The organism is Arthrobacter sp. NamB2 (assembly GCF_005281365.1).
Lineage (GTDB): Bacteria > Actinomycetota > Actinomycetes > Actinomycetales > Micrococcaceae > Arthrobacter_D.
The window spans coordinates 80,006-100,268 of record NZ_SZWI01000003.1; the positions used below are offsets into that span (position 1 = coordinate 80,006).

Genomic DNA, 20,263 nt, shown 5'->3' on the forward strand with positions numbered 1-20,263 from the left:
CACGAAAGCGCAAGGGGTGGGCGGGACCGGTGACGGTTCCGCCCACTGTCGTTGGACGCCCAGTAGGTTTGGAACGAGGACGGGGAAGCGACACCGACGAAGGAAGGACGCCCGGCACATGGCAGGATTGCCCAGCAGCGCGATCGGCAAGGGCTTCGAGCTCGTATTCCGCGGCATCAAGCACGTGCGACGGCATCGCCCCATCCATTCGAGGGGCCTCCGGCTCGACGGCGCGGTGGTTGTCGAGGGCCACGCAAGGCGAAGTGGTATCTCCTGGATCGACCAGCCGGGCGCCGCAGGGGTGACGGCACGCGTCTCGCGATCCGCAGGTACTCCCGACGGGCTGCCCGACATCGTGGGCCTCGCGCTGCGGATCCACCACCCGGACGCCGGACCGGCACCATCGACGTTCTCGGACATCCTGCTGTCCTCGACGGGGTGGTCCGTCCCGGGGCGCTTCGTCCTCATGCCGCGGCTCGGGATATCCAGGGCGCCGCTCACCACGATGATGCCCTACCGGGGCGAGGAGGGCCCCGTACTGATCGGGGCCAGGACGCTCGCGCCTGCCGGTCTGCCGTCCTCCCTCCGGGGCTTCCGGCGATCCCTCGGTGCTTCTGCGTGGCAGCTCGGCCTGTTCTTCACAACGCCGTCAGGGCGGTGGCACCGCTTCGGCACTGTCACGCTGCGCCTCAACGAAGGAGCGGAGGAGAAGGACCTGCGCTTCGACGCCGTCCTTCACCCCCTGGCAGGAGCGCAGACGTACGAGTGGGCCCGGAAGGTACGCGAGCCCTCCTATGCCCTCTCCAGGCGCGAGCCCGGGGACTCCTGACCGTTTCGTCCCGCCACACTCGGGCACCTACCGCTCGACGGTGCTGGGTCACGGAACGGTGCTGTGTCACGGAACGTCTCGCGGCAACTGGTCCCGGACAGCAGGAGGCCCCGGCTGCACCTTCCGAGGAAGGGCGGCCGGGGCCTCCTGCTTGCGTCCGTCAGGGGCGGAACCCCGTCGGGTCAGACCCTAGAGCTGTCCGACCTCGGAGCGGCTCGGCTGGGGCTTGTTGTCGGCGTCGTACTTGTAGATGCCGATGGCCGCCTCGGTGGGATCACCGTTCTCGTCGAAGGACACGGGACCGGAGATGCCGTCGTAGTCGATGTCCTCGCCGTTGCGCAGCAGCGTGACGCAGCCTGCGAAGTCGAAGCACTTGGTGCCCTCCTTGGAGACCGCTTCGAGCTGCTCGGCGATTGCCGCTCCCTCGACGCTTCCCGCAGCCTCTGCGGCGAGCGAGATCAGGTTCACGGCGTCATAGCTCTCACCGGCGTACGCGAAGCTGTTGAGGTTGGGATCAACAGTGGCCAGGGCTTCCTGGAAGCCGGTGCCGGTGAAGGGGCCGGGGATGGTGCCCTGGGCGCCTTCGAGGGTTCCGGGATCGAGGTCCGCGCTGTAGTCGGAGGTGTTGCCGTCGACCATGAAGAGCGTGCTGGCATCGATGCCCTTCGCGACGAGCAGCGGGACGATGCTCTTGGCCTCGTCGAAGCTGATGAGCACGATCGCATCCGGCTTCGCCGCCGCGATGGCGTCCACCTGGCTCGAGAACTGCGAGTCGCCGGTGTTGAACATCTCGTTGGCGACGACCTGGCCTCCGGCAGCCTCGACGGTCTCCTGGATGTTGCTCTGCAGGCCGGTGCCGTAGGAGTCGTTCAAGGTGATCATGCCGACCGTCTGGGCGCCACACGTCATGATGTAGTTGCCGAGGGTGCGTCCCTGGAGCACGTCCGAGGGAGCGGTGCGGAAGTACAGGCCCTTGTCGTCCCAGGTGGTGAATTCGGGCGACGTGTTGGCGGGCGAGAACTGCACCACGCCTGCACCGGTGATCTGGTTGATGACGGTCTTCGAGACACCCGAGGACGCAGCTCCGATGATGGCGCTGACGTTCTGGGACAGCAGATCCGTGACGGACTGCGTCGCGATGTCGGTGGTCGTATCGCCCGAGTCGCGGTGGGTGATGGAGATGTCCTGGCCCAGCACACCGCCGGCCTCGTTGACTTCCTTGACAGCGAGGTTGACGCCGGCGATCTCGGGCGGGCCGAGGAACGCAAGGGTTCCGGTGGTGGGCAGGATGGAACCGAGCTTCAAAGGTTCGGGGCTGGTGGTCTCACTGGCGGGAACGGCTGCGGGGTCACCCTTCTCGCCCTGTTCCTCGCCTGCGCCTCCCTCGCTCTCGGGGCATGCCAGCGCCGACGTCGCAGCAGCAGCACTGGTCTCGGTGTCGCCACCCTCACCCTCGGAACCCGTGGTTCCGCCGCCGCCGCAGCCGGAGGCAAAGAGCGCGATGCCCAGGCCCAGGGCAGCGACCTTTGCCGCGCGCGGGGTCATCTCCCCGATGCCAGACCGCGCGGGATTGCGTGTTGCAGTCATGAATTAGTCTCCTCGACCGAAAGGCTCTTGCTGCCTTTGTTGCGTTCGCCAAGTGTTCCTGGCTTGTAGGAAAAGCTAATGCAATTTTGTGTCGGAGATAAGGGAATCCGGTTACATCCTTGTAACGCTCATCACACCGTGGGGAGCGCACTCTTGACAGCGCGCACTACTCAGCGCACTGCGCATCCGTCATCGCCGTGTCGGGGGTGCCGCGATGGCTCACTTCCCGCTTCGACGAGCCTCCTCGCGAGTGCGGGAGGACGTGCCCCAGCAGGGACTCGAACCCTGACTGAACAGATTTTAAGTCTGCTGCCTCTGCCATTGGGCTACTGGGGCCTTTCAGCCGGTTCAGCCTACCCCGGACGCCGGCGCGACTCGCCGCGCACAGGTGGAGACACAGAACGACGGCGACCCCCAGGAAGGCGGTCGCCGTCGTTCTCGTGCGTGTCCGGATGAACCGGAAGGCGTCAGGCAGAGGCCTTCGCGGCTGCCGTCTGCCCGGCCGGCGTGGGCGGCTGGCTCTGCAGCGCGGTGTCCTTCTTCGGCGGCGGGGTCGCCGCTTCGCGGAACTGGCGCTGCGGGTTCTGCAGATCCGACAGCGGCGCGAGGTCGCGACCGAAGAGGAAGCTCATGCTCCAGTTGATGATGACGCGCGCCTTGCGCTCGTACATCGGCATCGCGAAGCCGTGGTAGCCACGGTGGGCGAGCCAGGCCGGGAAGCCCTTCATGCCGAAGCCCATGATGTTCGCGACACCCTTGAACTGGCCGAAACCCGCGACGGCGCCGAGGTTGGTGTGCTTGTACTCCGTGACCTCGCCGAGGCCGTAGTTGGCCGCGAGGATGTTGGCGGCCAGCAGCTTCGCCTGTCGGACGGCGTGCTGGGCGTTGGGGACGCAGAAGCCTCCCACGCCCCCACCGGTGAGGTCGGGAACAGCCGCGACGTCGCCTGCGGTCCATGCGTGCTCGATGGGCCCGTCGTCGCCCGTGATCCGGAGTTCGGCGCTGGCACGGACACGGCCGCGCTCGTCCACCGGGAAGTCCGTCGAGCGGACCACCGGGTTCGCCTGCACTCCGGCGGTCCAGATGAGGGTGTCGGTCTCGAACTCGTCAGCCGGCGTCTTGTCCGGCATGTTGATGAGCTTCAGCGTGCCACCCACGGCGCTCGAGAGCGACGTGTTCAGCAGGACCTCGATCTCCCGCGAGCGAAGGTGGGAGACGACCCATTCGGCCTGCTCGGCGGTGACCTCGGGCATGATGCGCCCCATGGCCTCGACGAGCACGAAGCGGAGGTCGGAGCGGCTGAGGCGGGCGTTGGCCTTGACGGCGTCGCGCGCGGCATCCTCCATCTCCGTGATGGTCTCGATCCCAGCGAAGCCGCCACCCACCACGACGAAGGTGAGGGCGCGGTCCCGCTCGGGACCCTCCGGCATCACGGACGCGGTCTCGATGCGCTCGAGCATCTTGTTGCGCAGCGCCACCGCCTCCTCGATGGTCTTCAGGCCGATGCCCTGGTCCTTCAGGCCATCGATCGGGAAGGTGCGAGTGATGGAACCTGCTGCCACGACGACGTCGGTGTAGCCGAGTTCGAAGGAGTCGCCGCCACCGGTGGGCGCGATGGTGGCCGTGCGTCCGGCGTGGTTGATCGATGTCACCTTGCCCGAGATCAGCTCGGTCTTCCGCAGGTGCTTGCGGTGCGAGACGATCGCGTGGCGAGGCTCGATGCTTCCGGCGGCGACCTCGGGGAGGAAGGGCTGGTAGGTCATGTAGGGCAGGGGATCCACGAGCGTGACGATGCCGCCGTGGTCCTTGACCTTGTTCTGCAGCCTGTGAGCGACGTACAGGCCTACGTAGCCGCCGCCGACGACGAGGATGCGCGGGCGGTCAGAGAAGTGTTGGTTCGATGCCATTCCTCGATGCTACCGGAGTTTGTGAAAATCTTCACTAGCTCGGCGACGTCCTTGGAACTCCCCCGGCTCCCTGCTCGTTACCGCCTCCCTGGACTCGCTCGATCCGTCCGGTGTCGTCGTCCAGAGGCGCTGCAGGACGGCGCCTGACACGCGCCACGTGGAGTGCTCCTCCGGCGATCACCGCGAGCAGGAGCCCTCCGAACCCGAGCACCACGAACGCGGGCACGGTGTGGACGGAAGCGAGGGGATCCTCGGCCTGCGGGACGGGCGGAGCAGGGATGACCTCAGCGGCTGGTTCCCGCGACGGAACCGGCGCCGGAGCGGGAGTCTGGCCGCTCCGCCTGTAGAGCTGGATCCATTCAGCCATGCTTCCGAGGCGGTTCTGCTCCGGCACTGCGATCTCGCTGCCGACGGCCGCCGCGACATCGAGGACGCCGTGCCCGTACAGCGTGTCGAAGCCGGGCGCCCCGGCGTCCCTGGCCGTACCGACGATACGGTTGACGACCTGCGCCGCCGACAGCTCGGGGTACTTGGCGCGGATGAGCGCGGCGACTCCGGAGACCAGTGGCGCGGCACCGGACGTGCCCGACCAGTCGGCGTAGAAGCCGCCCGGCAGACCACCGACGAGGTTCTCCGACGGAGCGGCGACCGCGATGCTGATTCCCTCCGACGAGGCCTCGGCACTCGCGATCCCCGACCGGTCGAGCCCGGCGACGGCGAGCACCCCGGGGATCGTCGCGGGTGCTCCGACCTGGGTCAGCCCTCCGGCACGGTTGCCGGCGGCCGCCACGATGACGACGTCGTTCTGCTCCGCGTACAGGAACGCCTGGTCCCAGCTCTCGGGCCACGCCGTGCTGGTGCTGCCGAGGGACATGTTGATGACGTCCGCACCGTTGTCCACCGCCCAGCGGACCGCGTTCGGAACCTGCTCATCGACCGTCACGCCTGCCGGATTGGGCCCGCTGTTCTGTCCCTCGATCCAGACGGAGATGGCGAGCAGATCCGCCTTCGGTGCGACTCCGACAATGCCGTCCGGTCCGGTGCCGTACTGGCTGAAGGGTGACGGCTTCGGCTCCGGGGTGGGTTGGGGGGCCGCCGATCCGGTGCTGCCGCCCGAGGGCTCGGGCTTGGACTCGGGCTCCGGCTTGGACTCGGGCTCCGGGGCGGGCGCGGGCGCGGGCGGCTCCGGATCGGTGTGCCCGCGTCCGGCGAGCAGCGTCGCGACGAGCGTGCCGTGCCCCGGTACTTCCCCGATGCCGCGCTGCCCGCCCGGATCGCCTGCACCGGATGCATCCGTGCCGCCGACCACCGCTCCTGCCAGATCGGGGTGATTGCCGTCGACGCCGCTGTCGATGACGGCTACCGTGACGCCCTCCCCCTGCGTGCTCTTCCAGGCCTCGGCGATCCCGTAGTCCTCCAGCCAGTACTCCTTGCCACGGACCTCGTCCGCAGCCGCAGGGCCGGCAGCCGGCAGCAGCACAGCGACGCAGGCGACGACGACGGCCGCCGCAGAGCGGGTGACGCGAGCTGGGGTGTTCATCAGTTCACCCGTCCCGCTCCGCAACGCTGAGGGCGATCCCGTCGAGGATGTCGTGCTCACTGGTGACCGCGGTCGTGACACGACCGTCCGTCACCGCGGCGACGCGTTCCACGATGGCCCGCCAGATCAGCGCCCCGGCTCCGATCACGTCGACACGACCGGGATGCATGTACGGCAGGGCGGCCTTGGCCGACCGCGGCATGTGCAGCAGGTCGGACGCCGCCGAGGAGACCGTACTGATGGGCAGCTCGGCGCCGTGGATACGTTCGGCCTGGTACTCCGGCAGGCCGAGGGCGTGCGCCGTCACCGTGGTGACGCTTCCGGCGACACCCACGATCTTCGTGATGCGCTCGAGGGGAACCTGTGCGGCCGCCTCGTCCATGAGGCGGGCGATCTCGGCGTCCATGGCTTCGATCTGCTCCGGCGTCGGCGGGTCGTCCTGCAGGAAGCGCTCGGTGTAGCGCACGCAACCCATGTTCGTGCTCCGCGCGGCGATCAGGCCGTCCATCGTCCCGGCAACGAACTCCGTACTTCCACCGCCGAGATCGATGACCAGCACCGTCTCGTCCCGGGCGGTCGCGAGGACGCTGACGGCGCCGTTGAAGGACAGCCGCGCCTCCTCGTCGCCCGAGATGACCTCTGGCTCGACTCCGAGCCGCGCTCGGATGCCGTCGACGAAGACCTGGCGGTTCTCGGCATCACGCGATGCTGACGTGGCGACGAATCGCACGGGCGGGCTGCCGTGCCGCTCGATGAGCGTGGCGTACTCCTCCGCAGCGGCGAAGGTCCTTGCCAACGCGGCGTCGGACAGGCGCCCCGTGGCGTCGACGCCCTCGCCGAGGCGTACCACGCGCATCAGGCGGACGACGTCGGTCAGGACTCCGCCGTCGACATCCGCGATCAGCAACCGGATGGAATTGGTACCGCAGTCGATCGCAGCTGTTCGCATTACTTCTCCTTGCTCGGGCCGGTCGATCCGGACGGTTCGGTCGGTCCGGGCTGGTCGGTGGGCTCGTCGTTCCCCGGCCCTCCGGTGCCCGGAGTGGATTCGCGGCGACGCGCGGCGCGCTTCGCCTCGAGCTCCTCGGGACTCAGGCCCTGGGTGCGGGTGTGCCTGCTGAGGTCGGCGTCGGGCGCCTGGCCCGAGGTGTCCCAGGCACCCTCGCAGTAGCAGACCTCTCTGGTCCACCAGGGCGCTATCCGCGCGATCGCCTCGTCGCCCAGGGGGTTGACGCCAGGACCTGCGGCGAGGGAATGCCCCACGAGGACATGGAGGCACTTCACCCGCGTAGGCATCCCTCCGGCGGATACGCCCTCGATCTCGGGCACAGCGCCGGTACCGGCACGCTCTCCCACGGCTTCCCGTGCGGCCAGGTAGGCCTGGTGAGCGGCACGGTACCGGCCGGCGAGGTCTCCGTCGGAGGTCAGCCGCTCGCTCATCTCGGTCATGACGCCGTCGGCCTCGAGCCTCGACACGGCAGAGGTGATGACGGGGTGGGTGAGGTAGTAGGTCGTTGGGAACGGGATGCCGTTCGACAGCCGGGGAGCAGTGGTCGCCACGAGCGCATTGCCGCAGACGCACCGCGCACCGATCTCGACGACGTCCCGGACCGGCCTCCCGAGCTGACGGCTGAGGACGTCCAGATCGCGCTCACTGGGAGTCCTCGGGTCCTGGTCCTTCTCGTCCTGATGGTGCTGCTGGGTCACGCTTGTTCCTTCCTGGGACGCCACGCGGGCGTACAGCGCACGGCCATGGGCCGCGCGGTGGCTGGTGCCGGTCGCTACTGCTCGGAACCGCTCAGTCCGTCGCTGCGCGGGCGATGGAGCTCCAGAGCGAGTCGACCCAGGGCAGGTCGGTGGGTGCGGTGGCAGATCCCTCTCCCGTGCTCTCCTCGATGCCGTCGCCGCCCTTCACGAGATAGCGGGTCTCCCCCGGCATCACGAGGAAGATACGCTCGCGCGCCTGCTGCTTCACGAAGGCCGGGTCGTCCCAGCGCGCGAGTTCGGACTGGTAGTCCGCCTGCTCCTGTTGCTGCCGGGCGATGTCCGCGCGCAGCGCGTCGAGTTCGGCCTGCTGCTGCGCATAACGGCTCACCGACGGGGCGAGCAGGACGATCACGGCGATGAGGACGACGGCGAGGGCGAGGAGCCGGCCGGAGAAGGACTTCGCCGGGATGGGCGTCGCTTCCTCTGCCGGCTGGATGGCTGACTCGGCCCGTCGCGAGCCGAGCCGTCCACGGCGGATGTTCCCTGCGAGTTGCGAGCGCTCCGCGGCCCGCGACTCCGACCGCACTGCGGACTGCGACGCCGACGGAGAGGTGCGCCGCGGTGCGGCCGTGCGTGTCGGCCGTGCCGGCGTCGTGCTGGTGGTGCCAGCGCCTGCGCGGGCGTTCCTCGCGCCCGTGCCACCGTCGGCGATGCGTGGGTCCTTCGTGGCCGAAGGCCCCGCCGCACGGGGTGCCGGCGGCCGGCGCTGCGCAGGTCCTGCCGCTCTGGCCCGGACCGCTTCGGGGGGATTCGACGTGTGACCGGCTCCGCGCGTCCCCGTGCCACCGGCAGCCGGGGATGACGCCGCCTTGGCGACGCGGACAGGGGGCTGACCCTTGGCCGTCCCGGCGGCCGGCCGCTCCTCCGCCTGGGGCGAGGGACGGCCGGCTCTCGGCACGTTGGGTCGGCGGGCAGTCATGGAGCTCCTCGGAAATGCTTGCGCGTGGGTTCGCACCGGGTTCCTCGCGGAACCCGTCTAACGAGGGTAACTGCCCTCTCGATCAACTACTGATCAACTAGGCCGTGAAACGCGGGAAGGCGCTGCGACCGGCGTAGCGTGCGGCGTCGTCGAGCTCCTCCTCGATGCGCAGCAGCTGGTTGTACTTCGCGACGCGCTCGCTGCGGGCCGGTGCACCGGTCTTGATCTGGCCGGCATTCGTGGCGACGCAGATGTCGGCGATCGTGGTGTCTTCGGTCTCGCCGGAGCGGTGCGAGGTGATCGTGGTGTAGCCGGCGCGCTGTGCCATCGAGATGGCGTCGAGCGTCTCGGTCAGGGTGCCGATCTGGTTCACCTTGACGAGCAGCGAGTTCGCGGTCTGGTTCTGGATGCCCTTGGCGAGGCGGACAGGATTGGTGACGAACAGGTCGTCGCCGACCAGCTGCACCTTGTCGCCGATCGAGTCGGTGAGGTGCTTCCAGCCCTCCCAGTCGTCCTCGTCGAGGGGGTCCTCGATGGAGACCAGCGGGTAGTCGCGGACGAGCTCCACGTAGTAGGCGCTCATCTCCTCGGTGCTGAGGGCCTTGCCCTCGAACTGGTAGGCACCGTCCTTGTAGAACTCGGAGGCAGCGACGTCGAGTGCGAAAGCGATGTCCGTGCCCGGCGTGTAGCCGGCGCGCTCGACGGCGGTCGTGATGAGGTCCAGCGCGTCGCGGTTGGACGGCAGGTTCGGGGCGAAGCCGCCCTCGTCGCCGAGGCCCGTCGCCAGGCCCTTCTCCTTCAGGACCGACTTGAGCTCGTGGTAGACCTCGACGCCCCAGCGGAGGCCCTCGGAATAGGACTGCGCGCCGAGCGGGACGATCATGAATTCCTGGATGTCCACGTCGGAGTCCGCGTGGGAGCCGCCGTTGAGGATGTTCATGAGGGGCACCGGCAGGACGTGCGCGTTCGGCCCGCCGAGGTAGCGGTAGAGCGGCAGGGCCGAGGACTCGGCGGCGGCGCGGGCGATCGCGAGCGACACACCGAGCATGGCGTTGGCGCCGAGGTTCGACTTGTTCTCAGTGCCATCGAGGTCGATCATCGCCTGGTCGATGGCGCGCTGATCCGCGGCGTCGAAGCCGAGGAGCGCGGGCTGGATCTGCTCGATGACGGCTTCGACGGCCTGCAGGACGCCCTTGCCGAGGTAGCGGTCCTTCTCGCCGTCGCGCCGCTCGTTGGCCTCGAACGCACCGGTGGATGCGCCGGAGGGAACGGCCGCACGCCCGAACGTGTCGTCGTCGAGCAGTACCTCGACCTCGACCGTGGGGTTGCCGCGGGAATCGAGGATTTCCCTCGCGTGGATGGCATCGATGATGGCCATGGATTTTGCTCCTCTTCGTTGGAGTGTAGGAATTCACATCGTGTTGGGACGTCTTTGTCAGAGCAACGGAGGTGTTGCCACCAGCCTAGTTCACGTGCGTCCGACGTGGGCTGGGTCACCGGCGTGTGACGTCGGCGCGTGGGTCACGCGGTGGCTTCCGGGTCACCCGCAGCGTGGCGCTGGTAGTCCAGCGTGGCTCGCCTGAGCGCCCGCTCCGGATCGACGCCGGCGCTCAGAGCACGCCGCGTCAGTGCCAGGAGCTGCCTGCCGACCTCGGCCTCGTCGTCGTCCGGAGGGGCTTCGCCTCCACGCTCCTCCCCCGCTCGCTGGAGGGTCTTGGCGGCGAAGGCCAGAGCGGGAAGGTGGTGGGGAATGCCGTCGAAGGGGGAGGTACGGGCCGGCGTCTCCCGCTCCTTCACCGCCTGCCAGGTCGCGACGATGTCGTCCACCGATGCAGGGCGGGCAGAGCGAAGAACGCCCTCCGGCGAGAAGACGTGCGGATTGCGGCGCACGAGCTTCGCCGTGAGGCCCTCGGCGACCTCGGCCAGTCCGAAGGACCCTGCTTCAGCGCGGAGTTGCGCGTGGAGGACCACCTGGAACAGGACGTCCCCGAGCTCGCCGCGGAGGTCCTCGAGGAGTTCATCGTCCGGCTCATCCGTCCGGGCGACGTCATCGACGACCTCGTAGAGCTCGTAGGTCTCCTCCACGAGGTACTGGAGCAGGTTCGCGTGGTCCAGTGCCGCTGTCCACGGACAGTGCCGGCGCAGGAGGGCGACGACCTCGACGAGACGCTCGACCGCCACGCCCGGGGGCTTCCCCGGCGTGGCGTCGGACTCCCGGTATGCAGCGTCGGTCACGGCGGCCGTCGTCGGAAGGGCTAGGCGGAAGCCTGGCGTGCGGCCGCGTCGAAACTGGATGCGATGTGCTCGGCCAGCGCCTCGCGGTCCTCGAGCGGCAGGAACGCGGCGTCGACCGCGTTGAGCGTCAGGTCCAGCAGGTCGGCGAGGTCGTAGCCGAAGGTGTCGACGAGGAGTTCGAACTCCCCCGTCAGGGTCACTCCGCTCATGAGCCGGTTGTCGGTGTTGACCGTCACCTTGAAGCCGAGCTGGTACAGGAGGTCGAACGGGTGGGCGTCGATGGTGGTGCCGAAGGTGGCGACGGCGCCGGTCTGCAGGTTCGACGACGGGCACAGTTCGAGGGGGATCCCGCGATCACGGACCCACGATGCGATGAGCCCGAGGTTCGCGATACCGACTTCCTCGCCGTCGCCCGCCTCCTCGTCCGCCGATTCCTCGATTTCGATGTCCTCCGCGATGCGGACGCCATGGCCGAGGCGTAGCGCGCGTCCGGCGACGAGGGCGTCCTTGATGCTCTCCAGACCCGCTGCCTCCCCTGCGTGGATGGTCACCGGGAACTGCTGGGAGGCGAGGAAGGTGAAGGCATCGGCGAAGCGCGAGGGCAGGAAGCCGTTCTCCGCGCCCGCGATATCGAAGCCGACGGCTCCGCTGTCCCGGTGCCGGACGGCGAGTTCCGCGATCTCCTGGCCACGGTCGGCGTGGCGCATGGCGGTGATGAGCTGTCCCACCTGGATGACGCGACCCGAGGCGATGGCGGCGGCTGCACCCGACTCGAGCCCCTCCTGGACGGCCTCGACGGCCTCATCGAGCGTCAGGCCCTTCTGCGTGTGTTGCTCCGGGGCCCAGCGCACCTCTCCGTACACGACGCCGTCGGCCGCGAGGTCCTCGACGAACTCACGGGCTACCCGGACGAGGCCTTCGCGCGTCTGCATGACGGCGATGGTGTGGTCGAACGTCTCGAGGTAGCGCTCCAGCGATCCGGAATCCGCGGATTCCCGGAACCACGCGCCGAGGGACTCGGCGTCCGACGCCGGCAATTCGTGCCCTATCTCGGTTGCCAGCTCCAGGATGGTCGCCGGCCGCAACCCTCCGTCGAGGTGATCGTGGAGGGAGACTTTCGGGAGGGTCCGGATGTCGATGGCAGCGTCGGAAACGACGTCGTTCTGGGTCTGGGTCACGCTGCCAAGCCTACGCGATGCACGTCACCGGGGGCTGGTCTCACGGGCGGGCTCAGGCTGTTCCTGGGAGTCGACCACAGCAGCGTCTAGCGGCGTCGAACCCCGGACGAGGGCGATCACGCGGTCCACGACGACCCCGATCACGACGGCGATCGCTATGGCCACGGCCACGCCCAGCAGGTGGTTGTGCTGGAACCAGGTGCCGGCCACCGCCCCGATCCCCACCGAGTAGGCGGCCCAGACGACTCCCGAGAGCGCCGTCAGGGCGACGAAGCGCCGCTGGGAGTACCCCGTGGCGCCCGCCGTCAGGTTCACCGCCACCCGCCCGATCGGGATGAACCGCGCCACCAGGATGAGCGACGCGGCCCGTTTCGCGAGTTCGTTGCCGGCCCAGGCGAAGGATCGCTGCATCCTCGGACGCCTCATCCACCGGAAGCGCGTGGTGCCTATGCCTCTGCCGAGGAGGAAGGCGATGTTGTCGCCGAGGAAGGCACCGAGTGCGGCGACCAGGATCAGCAGCCACGGGTTCGGGATCCCCTGGGTGATCACGAGGGAGGCCAGGCCGACGACGACCGATTCACTGGGGATCGGCGGGAAGAAGCCGTCCACCACGCAGCACACGAGGACGAGGAGGTACACCCAGGGCTGCTCGGCGGCCGCGAGCACGAAGTCACTGATGCCGTTGAGTGCACTGGTGATCGCATCCATCGTGGGCTCCTCCGCCGTCACGTCCCGTGCAACCCGCCACCAGGGGTGGAAGCTGTGGTCGGAACGGGATCCGACGCCGGCTGCCGCGGTTCCGGTCGAACCGCAATGGACTGCCGTGCGTCGCTTCCGACGCTACCGGCGGGCCCTGCCGTGCGTCGTCGGCCTTCCGGGCGACATGCATAGCAGCATGCCTCACCCCACGGGATGAGTGTTCCCCGGGATGCCCTAAGGGTTCACCCCGAGGGCATTCCCGGCTCCGGCGCCCCTGCTGCTAGGCGATGCGGTCGATGATCAGCTGGTGCGCCGGCCGCGAGCCCTCGGGGGCTATGACCACGGCGTCGGCCAGGGCCTCGCGTGCACGCTCGAACTTCTCCGGGGTGTCGGTCAGCAGGGTCATGAGCGGCTCCCCGGCGCGCACGGATGCCCCGGGCTTCGCGTGCATCCGCACGCCGGCCCCCGCCTGCACCTCGTCCTCCTTGCGCGCGCGGCCTGCCCCGAGCCGCCATGCGGCGACGCCGACCGAGAGCGCGTCCAGGCCCACGAGCACGCCGTCGGCCGGCGCGAGGATGACCTCGGATTCCTTAGCGACGGGCAGGGCGGCGCGCGGGTCCCCGCCCTGCGCCTCGATCATCCTGTTCCAGACGTCCATGGCACGACCGTCCTTCAGGGCGGCAGCGGGGTCGGCGCCGTGCACGCCGGCGCATGCAAGCATCTCCTCGGCGAGGCGCACGGTGAGTTCGACGACGTCGGAAGGGCCTCCTCCCGCGAGGACCTCCACGGATTCCTCGACCTCAATGGCGTTCCCCGCGGTGAGCCCGAGCGGCGTGCTCATGTCGGTCAGGAGGGCCACCGTGTTCACTCCGGCGTCCTTGCCGAGCGCCACCATGGTCTCGGCGAGCTCACGCGCCTGGTCGACGTCCTTCATGAACGCCCCACTGCCCACCTTCACGTCCAGGACCAGCGATCCTGTGCCCTCGGCGATCTTCTTGCTCATGATCGAGGACGCGATGAGGGGAATGGCCTCGACGGTCCCGGTGACGTCCCGGAGTGCGTAGAGCTTCTTGTCGGCGGGAGCGAGGCCCGTGCCCGCTGCGCAGATGACGGCACCGACCTCGGCGAGCTGGCGCAGCATGTCCTCGTTGCTCAGGTGTGCCCGCCAGCCGGGGATGGACTCGAGCTTGTCCAGCGTGCCGCCGGTGTGGCCGAGTCCACGCCCCGAGAGCTGCGGCACGGCCACGCCGAAGACGGCGACGAGCGGCGCCAGCGGCAGGGTGATCTTGTCACCGACACCGCCGGTCGAATGCTTGTCACTCGTGGGGCGGCCGAGCGAGGAGAAGTCCATGCGCTCCCCGGAGGCGATCATCGCCGCCGTCCACCGGGAGATCTCCGCCCGGTCCATCCCATTGAGCAGGATCGCCATGTTGAGGGCAGCCATCTGCTCGTCGGCGATGACCCCGCGGGTGTAGGCATCGATGGTCCAGTCGATCTGTTCGGGTGAGAGCGTGCCCCGGTCACGTTTGGTGCGGATGATGTCGACGGCGTCGAACGCTTCGGTCATGGGAGATCCTCTTGGATTGTGCGGATGGCGTGCACGGACGGTCGGGCTCGTCGTGGGAGCCCACCGGGACCGTGACGGTGGAAGGGAAGGTGCCCGGCCGGTCGGCCGCGCCCCTTCGTCAGGCGAGGTGCTGGGGCCCGAAGGCGTCCGGCAGGACCTCGTCCATGGTCCGGATGCCGCTGACGGTCATGAGCACCATGTCGGGTGCGCGGAACTCGTAGAGGAGCTGGCGGCAACGACCGCACGGCATCAGCGTGTTCCCCTCGCCGTCCACGCAGCTGAAGGCCCTGATGCGCCCTCCACCACTCATGGCCAGCGCACTGACGAGGGCGCATTCGGCGCACAGGGTCAGCCCGTAGGACGCGTTCTCCACGTTGCAGCCGGAGATGATTCGGCCGTCGTCGAGCAGTGCCGCCGCTCCCACGGGGTACTTCGAATACGGGACGTAGGCCTTCATCATGGCGTCCTTCGCCGTGGCGGCGAGGTCGTCCCAGGGGATGTCATTCTCTCTCATGCTGGTCCTAACCCTTGATGTACGGAATACCGCTGGCTCCCGGTGCCCGCGAACGGCCCACCAGGCCGGCGACGGCGAAGACCGTCACCACGTAGGGCAGCATGCGCAGGAACTGGTCCGGCACCGGCGTGCCGAGAAGGCTCAGCACGTTGGACAGGTTGGTGGCGAATCCGAACAGCAACGCCGCGAAGAACGCTCCGATGGGGTTCCACCGCCCGAAGATCAGAGCCGCAAGGGCGATGTACCCCTGGCCCGCCGTCATGTCCCGGCCGAAGCCCGACACGGCTACGAGCGTGAAGAACGAACCGCCGACGCCCGCGACCACGCCCGCGAGCAGGACGTTCATGAAGCGCATCCGGTTCACGTTCACGCCGAGGGTGTCAGCGGCCTTCGGGTGCTCCCCGACGGCACGCGTGCGCAGGCCCCAGCGCGAGTGGTAAAGGGCCACGTAGACGACGGCGACCGCGATGTACATGAGATATCCCACGACGGTCTGCTGGAAGAGGATCGGGCCGATCACCGGGATGTCCGCGAGCAGGGGGATCTCGATGACGGGCAGCCGCGGCGGCGAGTTCCACCGCTCGGAGTCCTCGCTGAGGACGGCGGAGAACAGGAACCCGGTGAGGCCGGACACCAGCACGTTGAGCACGACGCCGACGATCACCTGGTTCACGACGTAGCGGATGCTGAAGACGGCCAGGACGAGCGATACGAGCACGCCGGCGACAGCCGCTGCGAACAGTCCGACGATCGCACTGCCGGAGAGGGAGGCCGCCACCGCGGCCGCGAAGGCACCGAACAGCAATTGCCCCTCGATCGCGATGTTCACGACACCGGAACGCTCGCAGAGCACGCCCGAGAGCGAACCGAAGATCAGGGGGACGGCGAGGGTCACCGAACCGGCGAGGAGTCCGTAGAGCGCCACGTTCGGCGTGCGCGCACTGCCGACCACCCACGTCAGGAACGCGACGAGGAACAGGACGGCGAACACGGCCAGCACCCAGGTGGGTACCTTCTGCCCGGAGCGCGTCCGGAGGATCGCGTAGACGGCCAGGGCGATCATCGCGAGGGCCGCGATCCACCCGATGACCGGCGCCGACACCACGATCGACGGCAGGACGATCGGGTCGTTCTCCTCGGAGAGCCTGAACGTGACATCGTTGCGCGGCGCGCCGAGCGCGAACACGAGGGACGCGATGACGGCGACGACGGAGAGGATGATCGGGTTCTTCCAGCTCCGCACCGTGGCGGTACCGGTTGCGTCGTGTCGCTCGTCGCGGGCGGTGGTTGCTGTGCTCATGCTGCTGCTCCGGTCGAGGCTGGCGTGCGGGTCGAGGCGCTTCCCTTGCCGGCGCGCGTGGCGCCGGGTGCCGGGAGGCGGAACAGCGCGCGGACGAGGGGCGGCGCTGCAATGAAGAGGACGATGAGCGACTGCACCACGAGGACGATGTCGATGCTGGTCCCGGTCGAGGCCTGCATGGCCACTCCCCCTGCACGGAACGCGCCGAAGAGGATGCCCGCTGCGAACGTCCCCCAGGGCGAGGAGCGACCGAGCAACGCCACCGTGATGGCGTCGAAGCCGAAGCTCGCGGCCACTCCCGAAGTCAGTACCTTCTCCGTCCCGGACACCTGGGCCACGCCGGCCAGCCCCGCCAGGGCACCGGCGATGGCCATGGCGAGGATGTAACCCTTGCTGACGTTGACGCCGGCGGTGCGGGCCGCGCTCGCGTTGGCTCCGACCGCGCGGAGCTCGAAGCCGACCGTGGAGCGGTTCAGCAGCCACCACACGAAGATGGTGGCCAGGACGGCGACGACGAAGCCCCAGTGCAGGCGGAATGCTGGTCCGAGGAGCGGCGGATACAGGGCCGTCGCATCGAGCTGGGGGCTGATCGGGTTCGTCGACCCGGGCCGCTGGAACGCCGGAGTGCTCAGGAAGTACAGCACGAGGTTCGTCGCGATGTAGTTGAACATGATCGTCAGGATGACCTCGTGCGCCCCGGTACGGGCCTTGAGGAGTCCCACGAGCCCGGCCCAGACAGCGCCACCGACCATGCCCGCGAGGATCACGAGCAGCAGATGGACACCGACCGGGAGGTGCAGCGTGAACCCGATCCATCCGGCGAACGTCGCCCCGATCAGGATCTGGCCCTGCGCACCGATGTTGAAGAGGCCCGCCCGGAAGGCGAGGGCGACACCGAGGCCTGCGCAGATGAGCGGCGTTGCCACGGTGAGGGTCTGCGTCAGGGGGTAGACCATCCGCGTGAAGGTCTCGCCCTCGAAGTTGAAGACGGAACCCTGGAAGAGCGCGAAGTAGGCGCTCGATGCGGCCGTCCAGGCCGCACCGAGGGTGTCCTGTGGCCGGCTGAAGAAGTACGACGACGCACGTGCGACGTCCTGGTCGGTGACCGCGATGAGCAGCCCGCCGAGGATCAGCGACAGCACCACGGACAGGAACGCCACGAGCGCGTTCCCGGTCATGATGCGCTGCATCAGACCGGCCTCCGGCCCTGGTCCGGCACCGAGGCCTGCGGCGGTGGCGGGCACCGCGGGTGGCGGTAGTTCCCCTCCTGCCGTCTCGGCCGCGTTCTCGAGGCGCACCTCGTCCTGGCGTGCGGCGTCCTTGCTCTGCCGGCGCGTCGGCGGGGTTCCGCCGTCGCTGACCGGGGATACCGGACGATCGTCCTGCGGGGTCACAGATTTCCTCCTTGAACGTCGTGTGCCTGCTCGAGGGCTTCGTCGGCGGGCATACCGGCCATCATGAGGCCGAGGAGATCACGGGACACCGTTCCGGGCACGATCCCCATGAGGCGTCCGCGGTACAGCACCGCGATGCGGTCGGCGAGCTCCAGGACCTCGTCGAGTTCGGTGGAGACGATGATGACCGGCGTGCCGCCGTCGCGCTCGGCGACGATCCGGCGATGCAGGAACTCGATGGATCCGACGTCGACGCCGCGCGTGGGCTGCGACGCGATGAACAGTTTGAGTGGCCGCGAGAACTCGCGGGCCATGACGACTTTCTGCTGGTTGCCGCCCGAGAGCGTGCCGGCCGCCGCGGACGCGGACTGCGTGCGGACGTCGTACTCGGCGATCTTCTCGTCGGCATTCTTGTCGATGGCCGACGGCGACATCGAAAGGCCCTTGGCGAATGGGGCGTCGTCGTACCGGTTCAGGATGAGGTTCTCGGCGACGGAGAACGTGCCGACGAGTCCTTCGACGCTGCGGTCCTCGGGCACGAAGCCGACGCCCGCGCGGATGATGTCCTTGACCCTGCGGCCGACGAGTTCGTTCCCATCGAGGATGATCGATCCCGTGACATGGTCCTGCAGGCCCATGATGGCTTCGGTGAGCTCGGTCTGACCGTTGCCCTGGACCCCGGCGACGGCGAGGATCTCGCCCTGCGCGACATCGAAGCTGAGCCCGTCCACGACGCGCTGGCCGTTGGCGGCCTGAACCGTCAGGTCGCGGACCCTGAAGGTCGTCTCGCCGGGGGTCGCCGGCTTCTTGTCGAGCGTCAGGCTGACCGAGCGGCCGACCATGAGGGACGCGAGTTCGGTGGTGGGAGCACTGGGATCCGCGGTGCCGACGACCTTGCCCCGGCGGACCACGGTGATGACGTCGGACACCGCCTTGACCTCCCGCAGTTTGTGGGAGATGAAGACGATCGATTTCCCGTCAGCCTTGAGCTGAGCCATGATGCCGAGCAGCTCGTCGGTCTCCTTCGGCGTCAGCACGGCCGTGGGTTCGTCCAGGATCAGGACCTCCGCGTCGCGTACGAGCGCCTTGATGATCTCCACGCGCTGCTGCACACCGACGGGCAGGTCCTCGACGACGGCGTCGGGATCGACGTCGAACCCGTACTGGTCCGAGATCTGCCGGATCCGCGACCGCGTGGTCTGCAGGTTGAGCATGCCGCCCGCCTTCGTGGCCTCGTTGCCGAGGGCCACGTTCTCCGCGACGGTGAAGACCGGCACGAGCATGAAGTGCTGGTGCACCATCCCGATGCCGGCGGCCATCGCGTCACCGGGACCCTTGAAGGTCACGGGCTTGCCATTGACGAGGATCTCACCCTCGGTCGGGTCGTACAGTCCGTACAGCACGTTCATCAGCGTGGACTTGCCGGCCCCGTTCTCGCCGAGCAGGCTGTGGACCTGTCCGGGCTCCACCACGAGATCGATGGAGTCGTTGGCAACGAGCGATCCGAAGCGCTTCGTGATGCCGATCAGTTCGAGTTTCACAACTCAACCAGCCTGTTCTGTTCTGTTGTCTTCGGTGAAAGTCAGGTGAAGGATACCGGCTGCGGCTTCGGGGCACGCACCCGGGGCAAACGCAAACCGCCTTCCTCCCGGCGTGGATCCGCAGGAGGAAGGCGGTTCTCTGGCGTCGCTGTGCTACTTGGGGCTGGCGGCCGAATCGACCGTGATCTCGCCCGCGATGATCTGTTCCTTCAGCTCGTCGAGAATGGACTGCAGATCCGCGGGGACGTTGGCCTCCTGGTCGTGGAAGGGAGCCAGTGCTACCCCGCCGTTCTCCAGCGTGCCGACGTACGGCGTGTTGTCGAAGTTGCCCTCGACGTCGGTGCTGATGACGTCCTCGACGGCGTCGCCCATGAGCTTCATGACCGAGGTGAGGATGAATTCCTCGCCCTTGCCGGCGGTCTCGTAGCCGTCCGAGTCGACCCAGATCGCCTTGACGTCCTTGCCTGCGGCATTCGCCTCGATGACGGCGTCGAGCGTGCCCGAACCGACCGGTCCTGCAACCGGCATGATGATGTCGGCGCCCTCGTTGATGAAGTTCTGGGTGTTGGTCTTGCCGGCGGCGGCATCCTCGAAGTTGCCCACGAAGGTGCCGTTCTGGCTCTCCTTGTCCCATCCGAGCAGCTGGACGTCCCCGCCCGTCTCCTCGTTGAAGTGGGCGACGCCCTCGGCGAACCCGTCCATGAAGATGGTCACGGTCGGGATGTTGATGCCGCCGTAGGTGGCCACCTTGCCCGTCTCGCTGGTCGCCGCCGCGGCGTAGCCGGCGAGGAACGCGGCCTGCGCCGTGTCGTAGATGATCGGCTTCACGTTGGGCAGGTCGATCGAGTTGTCGTCCACGATGGCGAAGTTCGCCTCGGGGTTCTGCTCCGCGGCGGCCTTCGTGGTGTCCGCCAGCAGGAAGCCCACGGTGACGGTGAGGTTGCAGCCGGTCTGGACCATCTGGTCGACGTTGGGGCCGAAGTCGGTCTCGGCCTGCGACTCGGCTTGGTTGATCTCGATACCGAGGTCGGCCTCGGCCTTCTTCAGTCCCTCGTAGCTGGACTGGTTGAACGAGCGGTCGTCGAATCCACCGGAGTCGGAGACGATGCAGCCGAGGTAGTCCGAACCGGCTTCGGCTCCGCCGCCGGACGAATCCTCGGCCGGCGGTGCGCCGCAGCCGGAAAGGACGAGGGCCGATACGCCGAGAACGGCGGCGGACAGGCCTGTGCCGCGCGAAAACTTGCGCAGTGAGTTCTTCAAAATGCCTCCAGGAAAGAAATGCGCCA

Annotated in this window: 17 protein-coding genes and 1 tRNA gene; 1 reads left to right on the forward strand and 17 read right to left on the reverse strand. The window is 68.4% G+C overall.

The window, feature by feature from the left end; genetic code table 11:
* Nucleotides 1–118 precede the first annotated feature (118 nt).
* Nucleotides 119–829 (forward strand): hypothetical protein, encoded by a 711-nt coding sequence (locus tag FDK12_RS06885; protein ID WP_223263151.1) that lies wholly within the window; start codon nt 119–121, stop codon nt 827–829.
* A 189-nt stretch (nt 830–1,018) separates the two neighbouring features.
* Here FDK12_RS06885 and FDK12_RS06890 read toward each other — a convergent pair whose 3' ends face one another.
* The 17 genes from FDK12_RS06890 to FDK12_RS06970 all read right to left on the reverse strand — a co-directional run bounded on the left by FDK12_RS06890 (nt 1,019) and on the right by FDK12_RS06970 (nt 20,237).
* Nucleotides 1,019–2,416 carry an ABC transporter substrate-binding protein gene (locus FDK12_RS06890; protein WP_137368889.1) on the reverse strand — a complete coding sequence of 466 codons (1,398 nt, stop codon included), beginning with the start codon at nt 2,414–2,416 and terminating at the stop codon, nt 1,019–1,021.
* A gap of 263 nt (nt 2,417–2,679) precedes the next feature.
* Nucleotides 2,680–2,752 (reverse strand) — tRNA-Leu (locus FDK12_RS06895).
* 131 nt (nt 2,753–2,883) lie between these two features.
* Complete coding sequence (locus FDK12_RS06900; protein WP_137368890.1) at nt 2,884–4,323, reverse strand: NAD(P)/FAD-dependent oxidoreductase; 1,440 nt, start codon at nt 4,321–4,323, stop codon at nt 2,884–2,886.
* Between the two features lie 34 nt (nt 4,324–4,357).
* Nucleotides 4,358–5,863, reverse strand: a complete 1,506-nt coding sequence (locus FDK12_RS06905; RefSeq protein ID WP_137368891.1) for a S8 family serine peptidase — start codon at nt 5,861–5,863, stop codon at nt 4,358–4,360.
* Between the two features lie 4 nt (nt 5,864–5,867).
* A complete protein-coding gene (locus tag FDK12_RS06910) occupies nt 5,868–6,812 on the reverse strand; it encodes a Ppx/GppA phosphatase family protein (RefSeq protein ID WP_137368892.1) in 945 nt (314 codons plus the stop codon).
* The gene (locus FDK12_RS06915; RefSeq protein ID WP_189636286.1) at nt 6,812–7,570 is read right to left on the reverse strand and encodes a DUF501 domain-containing protein; all 759 of its coding nucleotides are present in this window, start codon (nt 7,568–7,570) and stop codon (nt 6,812–6,814) included. Before FDK12_RS06915 ends, FDK12_RS06910 begins: the two co-directional genes overlap by 1 nt.
* A gap of 91 nt (nt 7,571–7,661) precedes the next feature.
* Nucleotides 7,662–8,549, reverse strand: coding sequence for a septum formation initiator family protein (locus FDK12_RS06920; RefSeq protein ID WP_137368894.1), 888 nt, complete (start codon nt 8,547–8,549; stop codon nt 7,662–7,664).
* A gap of 97 nt (nt 8,550–8,646) precedes the next feature.
* Complete coding sequence (eno, locus tag FDK12_RS06925) at nt 8,647–9,927, reverse strand: phosphopyruvate hydratase (RefSeq protein ID WP_137368895.1); 1,281 nt, start codon at nt 9,925–9,927, stop codon at nt 8,647–8,649.
* 143 nt (nt 9,928–10,070) lie between these two features.
* Complete coding sequence (locus tag FDK12_RS06930; RefSeq protein ID WP_223263152.1) at nt 10,071–10,784, reverse strand: MazG nucleotide pyrophosphohydrolase domain-containing protein; 714 nt, start codon at nt 10,782–10,784, stop codon at nt 10,071–10,073.
* Nucleotides 10,785–10,804: 20 nt separating this feature from the next.
* A complete protein-coding gene (locus FDK12_RS06935; protein ID WP_137368896.1) occupies nt 10,805–11,962 on the reverse strand; it encodes an adenosine deaminase in 1,158 nt (385 codons plus the stop codon).
* Nucleotides 11,963–11,986: 24 nt separating this feature from the next.
* Complete coding sequence (locus FDK12_RS06940) at nt 11,987–12,670, reverse strand: DedA family protein (protein WP_137368897.1); 684 nt, start codon at nt 12,668–12,670, stop codon at nt 11,987–11,989.
* A 271-nt stretch (nt 12,671–12,941) separates the two neighbouring features.
* Entirely contained in the window at nt 12,942–14,228 is a 1,287-nt protein-coding gene (locus FDK12_RS06945) for a thymidine phosphorylase (RefSeq protein WP_137368898.1), read from the reverse strand.
* A 118-nt stretch (nt 14,229–14,346) separates the two neighbouring features.
* Nucleotides 14,347–14,742, reverse strand: a complete 396-nt coding sequence (locus tag FDK12_RS06950) for a cytidine deaminase (RefSeq protein WP_137368899.1) — start codon at nt 14,740–14,742, stop codon at nt 14,347–14,349.
* Nucleotides 14,743–14,749: 7 nt separating this feature from the next.
* Nucleotides 14,750–16,042 (reverse strand): ABC transporter permease, encoded by a 1,293-nt coding sequence (locus FDK12_RS06955; protein ID WP_137368900.1) that lies wholly within the window; start codon nt 16,040–16,042, stop codon nt 14,750–14,752.
* Nucleotides 16,039–17,436 (reverse strand): ABC transporter permease, encoded by a 1,398-nt coding sequence (locus FDK12_RS06960; protein ID WP_137368901.1) that lies wholly within the window; start codon nt 17,434–17,436, stop codon nt 16,039–16,041. The genes FDK12_RS06955 and FDK12_RS06960 overlap by 4 nt, the downstream gene beginning before the upstream one ends.
* Nucleotides 17,433–18,977, reverse strand: coding sequence for an ABC transporter ATP-binding protein (locus FDK12_RS06965; protein WP_137368902.1), 1,545 nt, complete (start codon nt 18,975–18,977; stop codon nt 17,433–17,435). Before FDK12_RS06965 ends, FDK12_RS06960 begins: the two co-directional genes overlap by 4 nt.
* 153 nt (nt 18,978–19,130) lie before the next feature.
* On the reverse strand, nt 19,131–20,237 hold the full coding sequence (locus FDK12_RS06970) for a BMP family protein (RefSeq protein ID WP_137368903.1): 1,107 nt from the start codon (nt 20,235–20,237) through the stop codon (nt 19,131–19,133).
* Nucleotides 20,238–20,263 lie beyond the last annotated feature (26 nt).